The organism is Mesorhizobium sp. WSM4813, assembly GCF_055811555.1.
In genome coordinates this window covers 1-19,449 of the sequence record NZ_JBVVQU010000022.1, presented here as the reverse complement: position 1 = coordinate 19,449, position 19,449 = coordinate 1, and the positions used below count along the sequence as shown (strand labels likewise).

Here is a 19,449-nt window from a genome sequence, read left to right as displayed (position 1 = left end):
AGTATGAGAATAATGATCGGAATCGGGATTCCGAGAAGCCAGAGCAAAATGCCACGTCCCATAAGTGCCTCCTGCGCGATTGTGATCAATCACAATGCCTTGGAAGCCTTTCCGTTCCGGCCGGTCCTCAGTGACCCTTGTTGCAGCAGGCATCATTGGTAGGCCAGGCCTGCCAATGATGCTCACGCGCCTGAAATTGAGCGTCGGGCCTGGGCTCTAAATATCCAGATTGGCGACCGACAGCGCGTTTTCCTGGATGAACTCGCGCCTAGGCTCGACCTCGTCGCCCATCAGCCGCGAAAACAGCGAGTCGGCGTCCGTCGCGTCGTTGACCTTGACCTGTAAGAGCGAGCGCACATTCGGGTCGAGGGTGGTTTCCCAGAGCTGCTCGGCGTTCATTTCGCCGAGGCCCTTGTAGCGCTGCATGGTCAGGCCCTTGCGGCCGGTGGCAAACACGGCGTTGAGCAGCGCCAGCGGTCCCGAGATGGTTTCGGACAAATCCTTGCGGCGCAGCACTGGCGGCTCGCCATAGACTTCTGCCAGGCGCGGCGCATAGCGGTCGAGCTGACGGGCGTCGGCCGAATTGATCAGCGCGAGATCGAGATGCGCGAATTCCTTGACGCTGCGCACCGTGCGCTCGAACACATAGCCGCCGACGCCTTCGTTTGAGGTCGACATGCGGCCGGTCCAGCCGCGTTCGGTGTCCTCGGCGATGATGTCGAGGCGGCGGGCGACGCGATCGGCCATGGCGTTGGCCTGGCCGAGATCGGTGAAGACGTCAGGGTTGAGCGCGCCGGCGATCGCCGCCTGCTCGACCACGCCTCTGTTATAGCGGGTGTGCAGCCCGTTGATGAGCTGGCGCACCGCCAGCGCATCGTCGATGGCGCTGCGCAGGTCCTGCCCGGCCCGCACCTCGCCGGTGCTGAGCGCAAGCGACGCCTCTTCCAGCCCTGAGCTGATCAGGAATTCCTCGAAGGCGCTTTCGTCCTTGATGTATTGCGAGCTCTTGCCGCGCGTCACCTTATAGAGTGGCGGCTGGGCGATATAGAGATGGCCGCGCTCGATCAGTTCCGGCATCTGCCGGAAGAAGAAGGTCAGCAGCAAGGTGCGGATGTGGGCGCCGTCGACGTCGGCGTCGGTCATCAGGATGATCTTGTGGTAGCGCAATTTATCGGCGTTGAACTCGTCCTTGCCGATCGAGGTGCCGAGCGCGGTGATCAGCGTGCCGATCATGTCGGAGCCGAGCATGCGGTCGAACCGGGCCCGCTCGACGTTGAGGATCTTGCCGCGCAGCGGAAGAATGGCCTGGTTCTGGCGCGAACGGCCGCCTTTGGCCGAACCGCCGGCGCTGTCGCCCTCGACGATGAAGATTTCGGACTTCGCCGGGTCGCGTTCCTGGCAGTCGGCCAGCTTGCCGGGCAGCGAGGTGACGCCGAGCGAGCTCTTGCGGGTGATGTCGCGCGCCTTGCGCGCGGCTTCGCGCGCCGCTGCCGCCTGGATGACCTTGTCGATGACCACCTTGCCCTCGGTCGGATGCTCTTCGAGCCAGGTGCCGAGCGCCTCGTTGACGAGCCCTTCCACCACCGGGCGGACCTCGGACGAGACCAGCTTGTCCTTGGTCTGCGACGAGAATTTCGGGTCGGGAACCTTGACCGACAGCACCGCCGTCAGCCCTTCGCGGCAATCGTCGCCGATCAGCGCCACCTTCTCCTTCTTGGTGAGGCCTGAGGATTCGCCATAGCCGGTTATCTGGCGCGTCAGCGCGCCGCGGAAGCCGGCAAGATGCGTGCCGCCGTCGCGTTGCGGAATGTTGTTGGTGAAGGCCAGCACGTTCTCGTGATAGCTGTCGTTCCACCACATGGCGACCTCGACGGTGATGCCGTCGCGCTCGGCTTTGATCGCAATCGGCTTGTCGATCAGCGGTTTCTTGACGCGGTCGAGATATTTGACGAACTCCTCGAGCCCGCCATCATAATGCAGTTCATGGCGCACGACGTCGGCATGGCGGGCATCGGTCAGAACGATGCGCACGCCGGAATTCAGAAAGGCGAGTTCGCGCAGCCGGTGCTCCAGCGTGCCGAAGTCGAACTCGACCATGGTGAACGTCTCGGCTGACGGGAAAAAGGTGATCTCGCTGCCGCTGCGCCCCTCATAGGTGCCGGCAACCTTGCGCTGTTCGTAGGTGCCGGTGACCTTCAGCGGGGCGTCGGCATTGCCGTGCGTGAAGCTCATCTCGTAGATTTGGCCGTTGCGGCGGATTTTCAGCTTCAGCCAGGCCGACAGCGCGTTGACCACCGAGACGCCGACGCCGTGGAGGCCGCCGGACACCTTGTAGGAGTTCTGGTCGAACTTGCCGCCGGCATGCAGCTGCGTCATGATCACTTCGGCCGCCGAAATGCCTTCGCCGGTGTGGATATCGGTCGGAATGCCGCGGCCATTGTCGATGACCGTCACCGAACCATCGGGGTTGAGTGTTACCGTGACGAGGTCGGCATGGCCGGCCAGCGCTTCATCGATGGCGTTGTCGACGACCTCGTAGACCATGTGATGCAGGCCCGAGCCGTCGTCGGTATCGCCGATATACATGCCGGGCCGCTTGCGGACGGCGTCCAACCCCTTCAAAACTTTGATGGAATCGGCGCCGTACTCGGCCTCAGCGCCGTTGGCGTTGTCGATCTGATCGCTCATGAAAACCTGTCTGGTTGATGCCGCACGTCCAGCGCAAAAAATCGGCTCCGAATCGCGCGTCCTTGATGTCCTAGATATAGGTGCAAAAGGCGGTTTTTCCAAGGTTTGCAAGCATTTCCGAATGGAAGAAGAGCACGCCTGGCCGGCCAGGGCATCGGACCCAAAAGTGGAGCCGGTTTGGGAGCGGCGGGTGCATCTCCTTTGCCGTTCGGCGTCATGGACGCTAGCCTTGCTAGCCACTACATTGAGGTGACCAGCGGAGCACGCCATGGACAGTCAGCCCGCCCCCTTCGTCCCGCCGGCGCCGAAGCCGCGTACCTCGCCGCCTTCGACGCTGGAGATGATCCGCATCGTCTACCGCAATCCGCTCGAATTGTGGGGCGAGCCGACCTACAACGAACCCTGGATATCGGTCACCGGCATTGGCGGGCCGCTGGTGATCGCCAACGAACCCGGCCTCATCCGTCACGTGCTGGTCGACAATGCCAAAAACTACAAGATGGCGACGGTGCGCCAGATGATCCTGCGGCCGATCCTGCGCGACGGCCTGCTGACGGCTGAGGGCGAGGTATGGAGGCGCTCGCGCAAGGCGATGGCGCCAGTGTTCACGCCGCGCCACATCTTCGGTTTTGCCGAGCCGATGCTGAGGCGCACGCGGGAGTTCGTCACGCGCTACGAGGGCGGCGGCACGTCGGACATCGCTCACGACATGACGCTGCTTACCTTTGACATCCTGGCCGAGACGCTGTTTTCCGGTGAGATATCAGGCGAGCCAGGCAGCTTCGCCAAGGAGATCGATCGGCTGTTCGAGACCATGGGCCGGGTTGATCCGCTCGACCTGTTGCGGGCGCCCGACTGGCTGCCGCGCCTGACCCGCATCCGCGGCCGCAAGACCATGGCCTATTTCCGCAAAATCGTCACCGACACTGTCAACATGCGCGAAGAGCGGCTCCAGCGCGAACCAGACAAGGTGCCGCAGGATTTTCTCACGCTTTTGCTCAAGGCGGAGGGACCGGACGGGCTGACGCGCGCCGAGGTCGAGGACAACATCATCACCTTCATCGGCGCCGGCCATGAGACCACGGCTCGTGCGCTCGGCTGGACGCTCTACTGCCTGGCCGAAGCGCCTTGGGAGCGCGAGAGGATAGAGCGCGAAATCGACGCGGTGCTGGCGCGCGAGCCCGACCCGACAAAGTGGCTCGACGCCATGCCGTTCACCCGCGCCGCCTTCGAGGAGGCGCTCAGGCTTTATCCGCCGGCGCCGTCCATCAACCGCGAGCCGATCGAGCCTGAAACCTGGAACGGCCTCTACATACCGAGGCGCGCCGCGGTGCTGGTCATGCCCTGGGTCGTCCACCGTCATCGCAAGCTGTGGGACAGGCCCGACGCGTTCATGCCCGAACGCTTCCATCCGGGAAATCGCGAAAAGATCGACCGCTTCCAGTATTTGCCGTTCGGCGCCGGTCCTCGCGTCTGCATCGGCGCCAGCTTTGCCATGCAGGAAGCGATCATCGCTCTGGCGATCATGCTGTCGCGCTTCCGCTTCGATACCACGGCTGAGACCAAACCGTGGCCGGTGCAGAAACTGACGACGCAACCGCAGGGCGGCCTGCCGATGCAGGTCACGCGGCGCCTTTAGTGAGCGCCTGATTGGCTAAGCCGCCGTTTTGCGCTGGAACTGGCCCGCGGGCCGGTAGCGCCAGAGATAGCTCGGCAGGATGCTGCCGATCGACTGTGGCTGGATGTCGAGGCCGGCGAGCGTCCTGTTTTCCCTGATGGCCGCTTCCGACACGATGTTGTGCTGGCGCAACTGCAGGACCTGATCCTTGGTCAGCAGCGGATTGGGCAACAGGCCGAGGATCGAAGCCTTCATGTTGGCCAGCCACCATGGCACCGACACCAGAAGCCGCTTGCGGTCGGTGAGGGCAAGCATTTCCTGCATGCATTCTTTGAAGGTGAGCACCTGCGGTCCGCCAAGCTCATAGGTCCGGCCGCCCTGGACTTTGCCGTCGACCGAGCGCGCCACCGCCTCGGCGACATCGCCGACATAGACAGGCTGGAATTTGGTTTGCCCACCGCCGATCAGCGGCAGGACCGGCGAATAGCGCGCCATATTGGCGAACCGGTTGAAGAAACTATCCTCCGGCCCGAAATTGATCGACGGCCGGAAGATGACGGCGTCCTCGATCGTCTCCAGAACCGCCTTTTCGCCGAGCGCCTTGGTGCGCGCATACTCCGATTGTGCGTTCAGATCGGCGCCCAGCGCCGAAATATGGGTGAGGCCGGCGCCGACGGCGCGCGCCGCTTCGGCGACCGCCCGTGCTCCGAATTCGTGGACGGGCGTGAATTTCTGCCGGCCGCTCTCATGCAGGATGGCCACCAAATTGACGACGTGGTCGGCGCCCTGCACGGCACGGTCGATCGACCAGCGCACGCGAACATTGGCCTGCACCGGCTGGATCTGGCCGACATTGCCGAGCGGCTGCAGATGGCCGGCGAGATCGGGCCGGCGGCAGGCGACCCTGATGCGGTAGCCGCGCCTGGCCAGCGCCCGCACGACGTGACGGCCGACAAAGCCGGAGCCGCCGAACACGACGACGAGCTTTGGGGTCTGCAGGATTTCGGTCATTGCGGGCTCCGGCGCACTTTTCCAGATTTACTGGTGCTTGACTGAAGCCGTTTCTTAGTCCGTTTCGCACCAAAGGCAAAGGGCGTCGATAAGTCGCCGGGGAGCCCTGTTTTCGACCGCGTCAGAACGCCCTGCCGATGCGTGCGTCGACCGATTGGCGATTGCCGCCGCGAATGACGAAGAAGAACAGGATCGCCGCCCACAGCAGCGATTTTTCAGCGCCCGAAAAGCCCTGGCCCATGGTGACCCAGTGGAACCAGACGGTGACCAGAAGCACGAACATTCCGGCGAAGGCGGCCGGGCGTGTCAAGAGGCCTATGGCGATGAAAACGCCTCCGAAGAACTCGGTGCATGCCAAGAGCAGGGACCAAAATGCGCCCGGATAGAAGCCGAGGCCCTCCACCATCTCGGCGGCGCCAAACGGATCGGTGATCTTCTGCGAACCATGGATGGTGAGGAAGATGCCGGCTACCGCACGCAGGATGGTTTCAGAGGTGGTGTGCAGCGCCGCATAAAGGCTGCCAAGAGCCGGGACGAAAAGGCTTCTTCTGGAATTATCGGTGCTTGCGGACATTGGGGCTCCTCTTTTGCTGCTTCGCGCAAACACCCGACCACCTCGGTCCAAGTCAAATGAACAAAAGTTGACTAGAAAACGCGTGTTAACTTACCAGATGCGAGAGAACGCAGAAAACCCCGCCGAAGCGGGGTTTTTCCGGGTGACTTCCAAGGTCAGAGTCAGGGTCCGACAAGGCCTGACCTGAGACGGTGTCAAGGCGACGGCGTGAGACGCCCGTCCCAGCCCTGGCGACCAGATGTCACCGCCCGGGCAAACCCCACCCCGGACAAGCATTGGTCGCGGCACAGCGCGAAAAGGTTCAACAACGGCGAAAAAATCGCCGACAAATTTTAGGAAGAGTACCGGGCGGCGAACTCGGAGATGCGCTGGACCACGGCTTTCGGAGCCGTTATGCCCCGTGCCGCCGCCTTTTCTGCCGCTTCGGCGCGGGCACGGCCGGGCACATGCACGCCGTAGCGACGGCGCAACCGTTCGAGCTGGTCTTTCATGCGGTTCTCGAAATCCTGATCGAGCAGCTTGGGCTCGACGGCCAGCACGAAGAGGCCGGTTCCCGGGCTGTCCGGTCCGCCACTGAACCATGGCGCATCGAGCGACCAGTTGGCGCCCGATAGGCCCGCCGCCAGCACTTCGACCATCAGTGCGATGTTGGCGCCGCGCTGGCCGCCGAAGGCAAGCATCGCGCCTTTCATCGCGGCGGCGGGATCGGTGGTCGGGTTGCCGCTCGCGTCCAAGGCCCAGCCTTCAGGAATTTTCTTGCCGTCCTCGGCCGCCTTGCGGATGTTGACGAAGGCAGTGGCGCTCGACGACTGGTCGATTACCAGTGGCGTTCCGTCGGCGGCGGGCGCGGCGAAGGACATCGGGTTGGTGCAATAGACCGGCTTGACCGAGCCCGAGCCGGCAAGCACGGCCGGTCCGTTGGTCGCGGCGAAGGACACCAGCCCCTGCGCGGCCAGCCGCCCGGTGAAATAGCCGAGCGCGCCGCATGTATAGGCGTTCTTCTGCGAAAAGATGGCAACGCCGAACAGGCGCGCCGCCTTGGCGAGATCGTCGATCGTGCGGTCGAAGCCGGTATGCGCCAGACCGCCGCGCGCGTCGGAGAGATAGATCGCCAAAGCCGGCCTTGTGATGACCGGCTCGGCCTTGCCGTCGATGCGGCCGGCCTCCAGCGCTTCGAGATAGTCGATGAAATGCGACAGTCCGACCGTCGACAGACCTTCCGCCTCGGCCGCTACGATGGAGGCTGCGAGCGACTGCGCCGCTTCTTCATTGGCGCCGGCACCGAGCGCCGCCATCCGGCACAGCCCTGTCGCCTGGTCGAGACTGAGTTGCATTGTAGCTGCCCTGAATTCGCGACTTTAACTGCTTTAGCCTAGTTTGTTCGGGATCCGCGCCTCGATCTTGCCGAGGGCGAAGACCAGGATGCCGGTGATCGCCATATAGACCAACGCCAGGAGCAGCAAGGGTTCATAGGTGAGGAAAGTGCTCTGCCTCACCTTGGAAGAGACGGCGAATATGTCGATTACGCTGATGGTCGCCACCAGCGGCGTCGATTTCAGCTGCAGCACGGTTTCGCCGGTCAGCGTCGGCAGCGCCCGGTAGATGGCTTGCGGCAGCCAGATCCGCCGGAGGATCTTCCAGCGGCTCATGCCGAAGGCACGCGCCGCTTCCAACTGTCCTTTCGGCACCCCGGCAAAGGCACCCCGCATCACCTCCCCCTCGTAGCCGGCGAAGGACAAGGTCAGCGCCAGGACGCCATAGGGCCACGCCTGCCTGAGATACGGCCACATCCAGGACTCGCGAATCCATGGATACTGTGGAAACAGCGAGCCGAGCCCATAGTAGAGCAGCCAGAGTTGCAGCAGCAGCGGCGTTCCCCTGATGACGGTGCAGAAAGCCTTTGCAGGCGCCGCAAGCCAGAAGGGGCCGGCAGCCTGCGCCAGCCCGAGCGGCACGGCGAGCAGGAAGCCCAGCGTGCAGGTGACGGCGAGAATCCAGAGTGTGCGCCAGAGGCCGACAAGCGCCATTTCGTAATATTGTGGCAGCCAGTCCCAGCGCATGAAGAAGGCGGCCGCGAGAACCAGCGCCAGCGCTATCAGGACCAGGACAATGCGGTGCGGCTGCAGCCACAGCGACGCTCGCGCAACATTGATGATGATTGCTTCGCCGGCCATCAACGCGCCTCCTTGAGGGAGGGCATGCCGCGCCGAGCCCAGAGTTCGATGCGGCCGATGATCAGATTGGAGACCAGCGTCAACAGGAGATAGATCACGCCTGCGGCGAGGAAGAACGTAAGATAGGCCTTGGTCACGCCCGCCGCTTGCCGCGTCGCCAATGTCAGTTCAAAGAAGCCGACCACCGCGAGCAGGGCGGTGTCCTTGGTGGCGATCAGCCAAAGATTGGCAAGGCCGGGTATGGCGAAGGGCAGCATCGCCGGCATCGTGATGCGTCGCAGCAGGAGGCCGGGAGACATGCCATAGGCGCGCGCGGCTTCGATCTGGCCTTGCGGAATGGCAAGGATCGCGCCACGCATCACCTCGGTCGAATAGGCGCCCTGGACGAATCCGAGCACGGCAATGCCGGCCACCAGCCCGCTGATGTCGATGCGCTGATATCCCATTGCCGTCAGCAACTGGTTGATCAAATCGGTGCCGGCATAATAGAGCAGCAGGATCAGCACCAACTCCGGCACGGCGCGGACGATCGTCGTATAGACCGCCAGCAGATCGCGCACCACGGGTCCGCCGTAGAGCTTGCCGTACGCACCGCAAATGCCGATCACCAGGCCGAGACCGAAAGCACCGGCAGCGATCTCGACCGAGTGGAGCAGTCCGACCAGAAGCGTTCCGCCCCAGCCAGGCGGCGTCGGCGAAAGCAGTTCGATGATGCGGGCCACAGAGGCCGGAAAAAATGCGTCGATCAGCGTCGCCCCCGAATTGCTGGCGCCAAAACCGCCGGCGATACCGTCAGCGGAAAGCTTGCATGGGTGGATGTCGACGAAGCCACACGGCGCTGCCGCGCCGCGTGGTTATTCGATCAGGATGCCGTCAGTTCGACTGGGTGTCGGCGCCGTAAATGTCGAAGTCGAAGTATTTCTTCGAAATCTCGTCATATTTGCCGTTCGCGCGGATCGCCTTGATACCGGCATTGATCTTCTCTTTCAGCTCGGTGTCTTCCTTGCGGACACCGGCGCCGACGCCTGGCCCGAGGATCGCCAGATCCGGCGCGACCATGCCCTTCAGATCGCAGCATTGCTTGCCCTGATCCGATTTCAGAAAGGCGTCGAGCGCGATCGAATCGGCCTGCACCGCATCGAGGCGACCGGCGGCAAGATCCTGATTGGCCTCGTCCTGGGTTTGGTATTCCTTGATTTCCGCGGCTTCGGTGAAGTGTTTCTTGACGTAGTCGGCATGCACGGTCGAAACTTGGACGCCGATGATCTTGCCCTTGAGGTCCTCGGGTGCGGAGCCGAACTTCTGATCCTTCGGCCCGATAATGGCGGTCGGCGTGTTGTAATATTTGTCGGAAAAGTCGATCGTCTTCTTGCGCTCGTCGGTGATCGACATGGAACTGGCGATCACATCGATCTTCTTGGTCGTCAGCGCCGGGATGATGCCGTCCCAAGCGACAGGTGTGATGACGCAGTCGAGCTTCTGCTCGGCGCAGACCGCGTTGATGAATTCGATCTCCCAGCCGACCCATTTGCCCGAGGCGTCCGGCGACGTGAACGGCGGATAGGGTTCGGCGGCGACGCCGATCTTGACCGGCTCGGCCTTCGCCGCGCCCATCGCGGCAACGCCGAGCAACAGCGCTGCGGCAAATGTCTTCAGAACGGTCTTCATTTCAATAACTCCCAGTTTGTTGTTGTTCCCGTTTGTCCATCCGCCTCGGCTTAACCGATGTTGCGGATGAATTGCTTCAGCCTTTCGGATTTTGGAGCGCCGAAGATCTGCTCCGGCGGGCCCTCTTCCTCGACCAACCCGTTATAGAGATAGACGACATGCGTCGCGACCTCGCGGGCAAACTTCATCTCATGGGTGACCAGCACCATGGTGCGGCCTTCGCGCGCCAGATCGCCGATCACCTTCAGCACCTCGCCGATCAGTTCCGGGTCGAGCGCGGAGGTCGGCTCGTCGAACAGCATGACGCGCGGATTGATGGCCAGCGCCCGGGCGATGGCCGCACGCTGCTGCTGGCCGCCCGACAGATAGGCCGGATAGACATCGCGCTTTTCGGCCAGGCCGACGCGCTCGAGCAGCTTTTCGGCCTCGGCGATGGCCACATCGCGCTTAACGCCCAGAACATGCACCGGAACCTCGATGACGTTCTCGATCAGCGTCATGTGGCTCCACAAATTGAAATTCTGGAAGACCATGCCGAGCTTGGAGCGGATGCGCTCGATCTGCTTGCGGTCGGCGGGAACGGTGTGGCCATAGCTGTCGGCCTTCATCCGGATCTCCTCGCCATTGACGCGGACGATTCCGCTGGTCGGGTTCTCCAGGCAATTTATGCAGCGCAGCAGCGTCGACTTGCCCGAGCCGCTGCCGCCGATGATGGCGATGACCTCACCGTCGCGCGCCGACAGCGAAACACCTTTCAGCACATGCAGTTCGCCGAATCTTTTGTGCAGGTTCTCGACATGGATGGCTTCGGCGGCATCGTTCTGCGCCGTGTACTTCAGGGCGGGGGCCGTGCCTTGCGCTATCACCTTTTCGGTGCCTCACGAAGCGGCTGGACCCGTCGCTGCTGGAATTTTTTACCCATTACCATCACTGGACAGACTTCTCATTCTCAAGATGGACCGTTCCGCTTGCCTCCGTCAACCATGCTTTTTGGACCATTGATCGCGGCTTGCTGAGTGGCTATTGGCTGGATGGGATATTTCAGGAGCACTTGGTGGGTAAAGCATACGGGTCGCAGTCCATGGCAGGGCCCCTGCAGCGCGTGCTGATGCGGTCCGCCGCAAGCGCCATGCCCCGCGCCAGAGCATCGGAATGGCACTATGGCCCGGGCTTCGATCCGCAAAAGGCCGCTGCCCAGTATGAGGCGCTGACGACGCTGGTTTTGGCATCCGGCGCCGAGATCGAATGGCTGACCGACGCCGATGACGGGCTTGCCGATTCGGTCTTCACGCACGATCCTTCGTTGATGACCGACCACGGCGCCATCATCCTTGCCATGGGCAAGGCGCTGCGCCGGGCCGAACCCGACCTGCACGAGGCGGCCTACAGGCGCATGGGCGTTCCTATAGTTGGCCGCATCGAGCATCCCGGCCAAGTCGAGGGCGGCGATTGCGTCTGGGTGGATCCTCGGACGCTGGCCGTCGGCCGCGGCGTGCGCACCAACCAGGACGGCATCCAGCAACTCGCCAACCTGCTCACACCTAGGGGTATCCAGGTCTACGGTTACGACCTGCCGCTCTGGCATGGCGAGGAGGCCTGCCTGCATCTGATGTCGGTGATCAGTCCGCTCGCCGACGATCTGGCGCTGGTCTATGCACCGCTTTTGCCGGCTGCCTTCTACCAGATGCTGCGGGCGCGAGGCATCCGCCTGGTCGAGGGCGACGCCGAGGAGTTCTTCGCCTCCAACGGTCTCAGCCTCAACGTGCTGCCGACGGCGCCGCTCGAGGTGATCGCCGTTGCCGGCTTCCCGAAGACGGCGGCGGCCATGACCGCCGCCGGCTGCAGGGTTTCGACCTTCGAGGCGGAGGCGCTGTGCATCGCCTGCGAGGGCGGCCCGACGTGCCTCACACGTCCGGTGCTCAGACAATGACGACAGTCGGCGAAGCGCTCATCACTTTGCTCGAAGCCCATGACGTCGACACGGTCTTCGGCATTCCAGGTGTGCATACGGTCGAACTCTATCGCGGGCTGGCGCGCTCGAAGATCCGCCACGTCACCCCGCGTCATGAGCAGGGCGCCGGGTTCATGGCCGACGGTTATGCGCGCGCCAGCGGCAAGCCTGGCGTCGCCTTCGTCATCACCGGACCTGGGCTGACCAACACCATAACCGCCATGGGCCAGGCCCGCGCCGATTCGGTTCCGATGCTGGTGATCTCAGGCGTCAACGCCACGCCGACGCTGGGCAAGGGCCTTGGCCATCTGCACGAACTGCCCGACCAGCGTGGTATGATGGAGAAGGTCGCGCTGTTCTCGCACCGTGTCACCGACGCCGACGAACTGCCAGGCGTGCTTGCCCGCGCCTTCGCGCTGTTTTCGTCATCACGCCCCGGCCCTGTCCATATCGAGATCCCGACCGACATCATGGTCAAGCCAGCCGACGGCATCGCAGCTTTGCTGACCAATGTCGCGCCGCCCGAACCGGATGCGGCGGCGATAGCAGAGGCGGCAGGGCTTTGCGCGGCTGCCCGCCGCCCGCTGATCCTTGCCGGCGGCGGCGCCAAAAGAGCCGAAGCACCGTTGCAGCGCCTTGCCGAAAGGCTTGGAGCGCCGGTTGTCCTGACGGCTAATGCACGCGGCCTGCTGCACCGTCATCCGCTTGGCGTGCCGGCGAGCCCCAGCCTGAAGGCGGTGCGCGCGATGATGGCGGATGCCGACCTGGTCATCGCCGCCGGCACCGAGTTCGGTCCAACCGACTATGACGGATATAGCGACGGTGGCTTTGTCTTGCCGGCCAATCTGATCCGGATCGACATCGGCGCCGACCAGCTTGCCCGCCGACCGGCCCGGATTTCGATCCAGGCCGATTGCGGCGCAGCACTCGAGGCGCTGCTTTCAGAGATTGGGACGGACCAGGCGCCATCAGACGACGGCCCAGCTCGCGCCGCTGCAACAGGGCAAGCGGCCTTTGCCGAAATGGCCCCGGCCCTCCAGGCGCAAACGCGCGCCGTCGAGGCGATCCGCGATGCATTGCCGGGCTCGATCATCGTCGGCGATTCGACCCAGCCGATCTACGCCGCCAACCTCTATTACGACCACGACCGCCCGGGCGGCTGGTTCAACGCCGCCACCGGCTTCGGTGCGCTCGGCTATGGCCCGCCGGCGGCGATCGGTGCGGCCCTTGCCGTGCCTGATGCGCCGGTCGTTTGTCTCACCGGCGACGGAGGTTTCCAGTTCACGCTGCCGGAACTGGGCGCCGCGCTCGACGCCTCGGCGCGGGTGATCTTCGTCGTCTGGAACAATCGCGGCTATCGCGAAATCGAAACCTCGATGCTCGATGTCGGCGTCGAGCCGGTCGGCGTCTCGCCGGCGCCGCCTGATTTCTGCAAGCTGGCCGAGGCCTATGGCATTGCCGCCGAGCGGCTCGCCGGCATCGATCATCTGGCGGACGCACTCCAGCGCGCGCGGGCGACCGGACTGCCGTATGTCATCGAGATCACTGTCGATTGAGTGCTGCGGCAGCGTCTGCTTGGGGATGCGATCCTCGTCGGATGGCCGCCGGCTTAAGGCGCGTAAACGACACTCTGTCATCGAGATTTCGGTTGAGTGATCGCGCGAAAGGCGCGACCTTCGGCGGTGGCGCGGCATAAGAGTGACTGGAGCGGTCGAAGATGACGGATACACTGGACGGCAGGCATGTTGTGGTGACCGGCGGCACCGGAGCGCTCGGTGGCGCGGTTGTCGGCAAACTGCTGGAGCAGGGCGCGGTCTGCCATGTTCCCAATGCCCATGCTGCCGCGCCCGCGCATTTTCCCTTCCCGGCACATGAGCGCGTCAGGCTGGCGCACAATGTCGATCTCGCCGATCCAGCCAAGGTTGATGCGTTCTATGCCAGCGTAACGGATTTGTGGGCATCCATCCATCTGGCCGGTGGCTTTACCGCTGCGCCGGTCGAGAAGATCGAGCCCGCCTCCTTTGCCGAAATGATGGACACCAACGCCCGCACCACCTTCCTGTGCTGCCGCGCGGCGATCCGCTCGATGCTGGAATCTTCCGTGTCGGGCCGCATCGTCAATGTCACGGCCCGCGCCGGGCTCGACCTGCGGCGCGGTTCCGGCATGGTCGCCTATGCCGCCAGCAAGGCGGCGGTCGCCGCAATGACGGTGGCGATGGCGGAAGAACTCAAGGGCAAGGGCATCCTGGTCAACGCGGTCGCGCCCTCGACGCTCGACACGCCGGCCACCCGGGCTGACATGCCAGCAGCCGATTTCAGCAAATGGGTCAGCCTCGAAGCGGCCGCGGAGGCCATTGCCTATCTCGCTTCGCCGGCCAATCTGGCGATGAGCGGCACGCTGGTGCCGCTTTACGGCAGGGCCTGATCTATCTCTTTGTTTGAGCGCGGATTTCCCGGTTTGCCACGCTCGGGTCCGACGCTCTGACCATGGTCAAACAAAAACCCCGCCGGATCGCTCCGGCGGGGTTCTGTTACAAGCCGCGCGCGAGGCGCGGTGCTTGCAGATTTAGCTGCCCTGCTTCTTCAGCGCGGCACCCAGGATGTCGCCCAGCGAAGCGCCGGAGTCGGTCGAGCCGTACTGGGCGACCGCTTCCTTCTCCTCAGCGATTTCCAGCGCCTTGATCGAGACCTGCAGTTTGCGGGTCTTCTTGTCGAAGGCGATGACGCGGGCGTCGACCTTCTGGCCGACCGTGAAGCGCTCGGGGCGCTGCTCGTCGCGGTCACGGCTAAGGTCGGAGCGCTTGATGAAGGTCTCGAGGCCGCTCTCGACGAGCCGCACTTCCAGACCGCCATCCTTGACGCCGGTGACCTCGCAAGTGACGACCGCGTTCTTGCGCAGTTCGCCTGAAGTCGCCGCCTCGCCGGCCGTGTCCTTGGCCAGCTGCTTGATGCCGAGCGAGATGCGCTCCTTGTCGATGTCGACGTCGAGCACCTGCGCCTTGACCATGTCGCCGCGATTGTACTCCTCGATCACCTGCTCGCCCGGACGGGTCCAGTCGAGGTCGGAAAGATGGACCATGCCGTCGACATCGCCTTCGAGGCCGATGAACAGGCCAAACTCGGTCTTGTTCTTGACCTCGCCCTCGACCTGGCTGCCGACCGGATGGCTGCTGGCGAAAGCCTGCCACGGGTTCTCGAGCGTCTGCTTGAGGCCGAGCGAAATGCGGCGCTTGGCCGGATCGACCTCGAGCACCACCACATCGACTTCCTGCGTCGTCGACAGGATCTTGCCGGGATGCACGTTCTTCTTCGTCCACGACATTTCCGAAACGTGGATGAGGCCCTCGATGCCCGGCTCCAGCTCGACGAACGCGCCGTAGTCGGTGATGTTGGTGACGGTGCCCTTGATCTTCTTGCCGATCGGGAATTTCGTTCCGATCTCGGACCACGGATCGCTCTCGAGCTGCTTCATGCCGAGCGAGATGCGGTGGGTTTCCTGGTTGATGCGGATGATCTGCACCTTGACCGTCTGGCCGATGTTGAGGATTTCGGTCGGATGGTTGACGCGACGCCATGCCATGTCGGTGACATGCAGCAGGCCGTCGATGCCGCCGAGGTCGACGAACGCACCATAATCGGTGATGTTCTTGACGACGCCTTCGACCACCTGGCCTTCTTCGAGGTTCTGCACGATTTCCGAACGCTGTTCGGCGCGGCTTTCCTCGAGCACGGTACGGCGCGACACCACGATGTTGCCGCGGCGGCGATCCATCTTGAGGATCTCGAAAGGCTGCGGATTGTGCATCAGCGGAGAGACGTCGCGGATCGGGCGGATGTCGACCTGGCTGCGCGGCAGGAAGGCCACGGCGCCGTCGAGATCGACAGTGAAGCCGCCCTTAACCTGGTTGAAGATGACGCCTTCGACGCGCTCGCCCTTGGTGAACTTCTCTTCGAGACGGACCCAGCTCTCTTCGCGGCGGGCCTTTTCACGGGAAAGCATCGCTTCGCCAAGCGCGTTTTCGATGCGCTCGACATAGACTTCGACCGTGTCGCCGACCTTAAGCGTCGAGTCCTTGCCCTTGACGCCGAATTCCTTCAGCGGCACGCGGCCTTCGACCTTGAGGCCGACGTCGATGATAGCCATGTCCTTTTCGATCGCGGTGATCGTGCCCTTGACGACTTGGCCTTCGCCGGAATGGCCGGCGGAAAATGATTCTTCGAGCAGGCTCGCGAAATCATCGCGAGTGGGGTTTGCAACTGACATAGGTTCTCCTGGAATGCCCCGCATCTATCGCGGGGCGGGCGCCGTGGGTTAGCGTTGCGTTGGCCTGCCGGCGTTCCGGGCTTCAAAAAAGCCCTTGGCCGCCTAAGCGGCAATTCCGGCGCATGAAAAATGCTGGCAGGCTGGTTCGTGCCCGATATGGGTATCTTTTCGCCGCCGGCAATCGGCAGCGGGAGGAAAACCCAGCTCAGGCTTTGTTTCTCTTGGCCAGAACGTCGTCGATGATCGCCTTGGCCGCCAGGAACGCGGCTTCTATAGCCATTTCCGACGTGTCGAGCAAGTGCGCGTCGGCGGCCGGCTTCAACGGCGAGTCGGCGCGACCCATGTCGCGCTCGTCGCGGCGCAGGATATCGGCGAGGATATCGGCGAAATTGGCGGTTCCTCCGATGCTCTCGATCTCGGCCAGCCGCCGCTCTGCCCGCACTTCGGCGCTGGCCCTCACATAGAGCTTGATGTCGGCGTCGGGACAGACGACGGTGCCGATGTCGCGGCCATCGAGCACGGCGCCCGGCGGCGCCTTGGCGAATTCGCGCTGCTTTTCGACCAGTATGCGCCGTACTGACGGGAACACCGCCACTTTCGAAGCCGCCTCGCCGACCGCATGCGCCGACAGCACCGACCGGTCGAGCTTGGCCAGGTCGACCTGGCGGGCTGCGGTTTCGGCAGCCGAGACATTATCGAGCGGCAGGCCGAGCCGAAGCAGCGCATGGGCCACCGCGCGATAGGTGAGGCCGGTGTCGAGCAGGTTCAGCCGGTAATGGTCAGCCAGCCGCCGCGCCAGCGTGCCTTTGCCGGCGCCGGCGGGTCCGTCGATGGCGATGGTGAAGACGTGTGTCATTGGCGGGTCGACGCGACTGAAAGGCGCGATGAATAGGACGAGCGCCGCGATCCTTCCCACCCCCCTCTGTTCTGCCGGACATCTCCCCCGCAAGGGGGGAGATTAGCGGCTTTGGCGCTCCGCTCAATCTTGCAGGGTTGGCGATTTGCGAAAGCCGCGGTGACGGCTGATCTCCCCCCTTGCGGGGGAGATGTCCGGCAGGACAGAGGGGGGTGCTGTCCCGCCAGCATTTCAGTTCGGCTCATAACTGTCACTCGATCTCCGCCCCCAGCCTCTTCATCAACCCCATGAATTCAGGAAAACTCGTCGCGATCATCGCCTGGTCGTCGATAGTGACAGGCTTTTCCGTTGCCAGTCCCATGACCAGAAAACTCATGGCAATACGGTGGTCGAGATGGGTCTGGACGACAGTGTTGGGTCCATTGGGATGTTGACCGAGCCCCTTGCCGCCGGGTTTTCCACGCACCGCCAGTGTGGCCTCGCTCTCGGTACAGTCGACGCCGTTGAGCTTCAGCCCTTCGGCCACTGCCGACAGCCGGTCTGACTCCTTCACCCGCAACTCTTCCAGCCCCTGCATCAGCGTCTCGCCCTCGGCGAAGCTGGCGGCGACGGCAAGCACCGGATATTCGTCGATCATCGTCGGCGCCCGTTCGGGCGGCACGGTGACGCCCTTCAGCTCGGAATAGCGCACGCGCAGATCGGCGACATCCTCGCCGCCTTCATTGCGCGAGTCGAGAACGTCGATCCGGGCGCCCATTTCCTGTAGCGTCAACAAAAGCCCGGTGCGGGTCGGGTTCATCAGCACGTTTTCGATTGTGATGTCCGAGCCTGGCACGATCAGCGCCGCCACCAGCGGGAAGCCGGCCGAGGACGGGTCGCCCGGCACCGCGATCGTCTGGCCGGTGAGCTTGCCCTGGCCCTCGATAAAGATGTGGCGCACGCCGCGCTCGTCGGTCTCGACCGACAGATTGGCGCCGAATCCCTTCAGCATCTTTTCTGTGTGGTCGCGCGTCATCACCGGCTCGATGACGGTGGTGACGCCGGGCGTGTTCAGGCCGGCGAGCAGCACCGCCGACTTCACCTGCGCCGAGGCCATCGGTACGCGGTAGGTGATGGGTGCGGCGTGCTTGGGCCCGTGCAGCGTGATCGGCATGCGGTCGCCGGGCGTCGCCTTCAGCACCTGCACGCCCATCTGGCGCAGCGGCTCGAGCACGCGGCCCATCGGCCGGCCGGACAGAGAGGCGTCGCCGATGAAGGTTGTCTCCATGTCGTAGGTGCCGACCAGGCCCATGGTGAGGCGTGAGCCGGTGCCGGCATTGCCGAAATCGAGCGGGCCTTCCGGCTGCAGCAGCGCGCCGTTGCCGGTGCCGCGGATCACCCATTCGGCGCCGTGCTTCTCGATATGCGCGCCCATCGCCTTCATCGCGGCGCCCGTGCGCATCACGTCCTCGCCTTCCAGCAGGCCGGTGATGCGGGTCTCGCCAGAGGCGAGGCCGCCGAACATGAACGAGCGGTGCGAGATCGACTTGTCGCCAGGCACCCGCGCCGCGCCGGAAAGTGCCGATGATCTGCGGGCGGTGGCCGGTTTCGGGGCGGCAGTATGCGACATGGATTTTCCCTGATCAAAACGCCGGCGGCCGGCCTTTTTCTTTTGGTTTGCGCGGTCTCGTATCACGGCGGACCGAAATGGTCATCCCCTCGCGAGAGGTCGCTCAACGCGGGGATTTGCGACGCTGGCTTTAGGCTTTGACAGCGCCGTAAACTGTGGTTATGGGGACCAAACTTTCATCGACGAGGCTTGCTGTGGCAAAACCCGAACTTGGCACCAAACGCATCGACCCCGAGACGGGTCAAAAATTCTACGACCTGAACAAGGATCCGATCGTCTCGCCCTATACCGGCAAGAGCTATCCGCGTTCCTATTTCGAGGAAGGCAAGATTGCCGCCCTCGAGGAGGAAGAGGAAGTTCCCGAGAAGGAAGTGGACGCCGAGGAGGAAGAGGGCGTCGAGGTCGTCTCGCTCGAAGAGGCGGACGAGGATGCGAAAGCCGACGATCTTCCCGATCTCGGCGATGACGAGGACGATGTGGACCTCGGTGATGACGACGACGATACTTTCCTCGCTGACGAAGAGGAAGAAGACGACGACGTCGCCGACATGATCGGCGTCGGCGACGACGACGACGAAGTCTGATCCGGCCTGTGGCGCAAGCGCCTGCCGACTTTCGCGGCGTCTTGAGAAAAAGCGGCTCTTGAAGGCTTGATATTGACGGAAGGCGGGGTTAGAAGCCGCTGCACTAACGGCGCGGTCTCAACCCGCGCCGGATCTCTTCGCCGGTAACGGCGCCGGTAGACTGCCGGAAGTGGGGCCATAGCTCAGTTGGGAGAGCGCTTGAATGGCATTCAAGAGGTCGTCGGTTCGATTCCGATTGGCTCCACCAGTTTTCTCCTACGGAAATCAGTCTATTTAGGCCTGCCTATCACTGGCAGGCTTCACAAAACCGGTCGGTCCTCCTGTTCGTTGTATTTCTGCTAGTCGACGCCTTGTGGTGACATCCGTCGCAGGATTGCTAGAGCATCGGACGTTCAAGTGAGTCCATACCCTGCTGCTGTGAAGTAGTTTCTGCATTCAACTGGCGAGAACAG

Annotated in this window: 16 protein-coding genes and 1 tRNA gene; 6 read left to right on the top strand and 11 right to left on the bottom strand. The window is 63.5% G+C overall.

All coding sequences use genetic code 11. The annotated features are described in order from the left end of the window. Positions 1–216 precede the first annotated feature (216 nt). Positions 217–2,688 carry a DNA topoisomerase (ATP-hydrolyzing) subunit B gene (gene gyrB, locus AC0L25_RS14860; protein ID WP_473596184.1) on the bottom strand — a complete coding sequence of 824 codons (2,472 nt, stop codon included), beginning with the start codon at positions 2,686–2,688 and terminating at the stop codon, positions 217–219. Positions 2,689–2,956: 268 nt separating this feature from the next. Here gyrB and AC0L25_RS14855 point away from each other — a divergent pair, with 268 nt between their 5' ends. Beyond that, positions 2,957–4,327, top strand: coding sequence for a cytochrome P450 (locus tag AC0L25_RS14855; RefSeq protein WP_473596183.1), 1,371 nt, complete (start codon positions 2,957–2,959; stop codon positions 4,325–4,327). Between the two features lie 15 nt (positions 4,328–4,342). Here the strand turns inward: AC0L25_RS14855 and AC0L25_RS14850 are convergent, their stop codons facing one another. The 7 genes from AC0L25_RS14850 to AC0L25_RS14820 all read right to left on the bottom strand — a co-directional run bounded on the left by AC0L25_RS14850 (position 4,343) and on the right by AC0L25_RS14820 (position 10,596). Further along, positions 4,343–5,317, bottom strand: coding sequence for a complex I NDUFA9 subunit family protein (locus tag AC0L25_RS14850; protein WP_473596182.1), 975 nt, complete (start codon positions 5,315–5,317; stop codon positions 4,343–4,345). A gap of 121 nt (positions 5,318–5,438) precedes the next feature. Continuing rightward, entirely contained in the window at positions 5,439–5,891 is a 453-nt protein-coding gene (locus AC0L25_RS14845) for a DoxX family protein (protein WP_473596181.1), read from the bottom strand. 332 nt (positions 5,892–6,223) lie between these two features. Continuing rightward, positions 6,224–7,225 carry an Ldh family oxidoreductase gene (locus tag AC0L25_RS14840; RefSeq protein ID WP_473596179.1) on the bottom strand — a complete coding sequence of 334 codons (1,002 nt, stop codon included), beginning with the start codon at positions 7,223–7,225 and terminating at the stop codon, positions 6,224–6,226. A 33-nt stretch (positions 7,226–7,258) separates the two neighbouring features. Next, positions 7,259–8,065, bottom strand: a complete 807-nt coding sequence (locus AC0L25_RS14835; RefSeq protein ID WP_473596178.1) for an ABC transporter permease — start codon at positions 8,063–8,065, stop codon at positions 7,259–7,261. Further along, positions 8,065–8,787, bottom strand: a complete 723-nt coding sequence (locus tag AC0L25_RS14830; protein ID WP_473596177.1) for an ABC transporter permease — start codon at positions 8,785–8,787, stop codon at positions 8,065–8,067. Before AC0L25_RS14830 ends, AC0L25_RS14835 begins: the two co-directional genes overlap by 1 nt. Before the next feature lie 151 nt (positions 8,788–8,938). Next, a complete protein-coding gene (locus AC0L25_RS14825; RefSeq protein WP_473596176.1) occupies positions 8,939–9,733 on the bottom strand; it encodes a transporter substrate-binding domain-containing protein in 795 nt (264 codons plus the stop codon). 50 nt (positions 9,734–9,783) lie between these two features. Beyond that, positions 9,784–10,596, bottom strand: coding sequence for an ABC transporter ATP-binding protein (locus AC0L25_RS14820; protein WP_473596261.1), 813 nt, complete (start codon positions 10,594–10,596; stop codon positions 9,784–9,786). A gap of 218 nt (positions 10,597–10,814) precedes the next feature. Between AC0L25_RS14820 and AC0L25_RS14815 the strand changes: the two genes are divergently transcribed. The 3 genes from AC0L25_RS14815 (at position 10,815) to AC0L25_RS14805 (ending at position 14,109) form a co-directional block, all read left to right on the top strand. Beyond that, a complete protein-coding gene (locus AC0L25_RS14815; protein ID WP_473596260.1) occupies positions 10,815–11,663 on the top strand; it encodes a dimethylarginine dimethylaminohydrolase family protein in 849 nt (282 codons plus the stop codon). Next, the gene (locus AC0L25_RS14810) at positions 11,660–13,240 is read left to right on the top strand and encodes a 5-guanidino-2-oxopentanoate decarboxylase (protein WP_473596175.1); all 1,581 of its coding nucleotides are present in this window, start codon (positions 11,660–11,662) and stop codon (positions 13,238–13,240) included. The genes AC0L25_RS14815 and AC0L25_RS14810 overlap by 4 nt, the downstream gene beginning before the upstream one ends. A gap of 161 nt (positions 13,241–13,401) precedes the next feature. Next, the gene (locus AC0L25_RS14805; RefSeq protein ID WP_473596174.1) at positions 13,402–14,109 is read left to right on the top strand and encodes an SDR family NAD(P)-dependent oxidoreductase; all 708 of its coding nucleotides are present in this window, start codon (positions 13,402–13,404) and stop codon (positions 14,107–14,109) included. Positions 14,110–14,250: 141 nt separating this feature from the next. Here the strand turns inward: AC0L25_RS14805 and rpsA are convergent, their stop codons facing one another. The 3 genes from rpsA to aroA all read right to left on the bottom strand — a co-directional run bounded on the left by rpsA (position 14,251) and on the right by aroA (position 18,413). Then, positions 14,251–15,948, bottom strand: coding sequence for a 30S ribosomal protein S1 (gene rpsA / locus AC0L25_RS14800; protein ID WP_352958368.1), 1,698 nt, complete (start codon positions 15,946–15,948; stop codon positions 14,251–14,253). Positions 15,949–16,153: 205 nt separating this feature from the next. Beyond that, positions 16,154–16,804 (bottom strand): (d)CMP kinase, encoded by a 651-nt coding sequence (cmk, locus tag AC0L25_RS14795; RefSeq protein ID WP_473596173.1) that lies wholly within the window; start codon positions 16,802–16,804, stop codon positions 16,154–16,156. Between the two features lie 250 nt (positions 16,805–17,054). Further along, positions 17,055–18,413 carry a 3-phosphoshikimate 1-carboxyvinyltransferase gene (gene aroA, locus AC0L25_RS14790; RefSeq protein WP_473596172.1) on the bottom strand — a complete coding sequence of 453 codons (1,359 nt, stop codon included), beginning with the start codon at positions 18,411–18,413 and terminating at the stop codon, positions 17,055–17,057. Between the two features lie 194 nt (positions 18,414–18,607). Between aroA and AC0L25_RS14785 the strand changes: the two genes are divergently transcribed. Then, positions 18,608–18,997, top strand: coding sequence for a TIGR02300 family protein (locus AC0L25_RS14785; protein WP_352953495.1), 390 nt, complete (start codon positions 18,608–18,610; stop codon positions 18,995–18,997). Between the two features lie 171 nt (positions 18,998–19,168). Next, a tRNA-Ala gene (locus tag AC0L25_RS14780) sits at positions 19,169–19,244 on the top strand. Positions 19,245–19,449 lie beyond the last annotated feature (205 nt).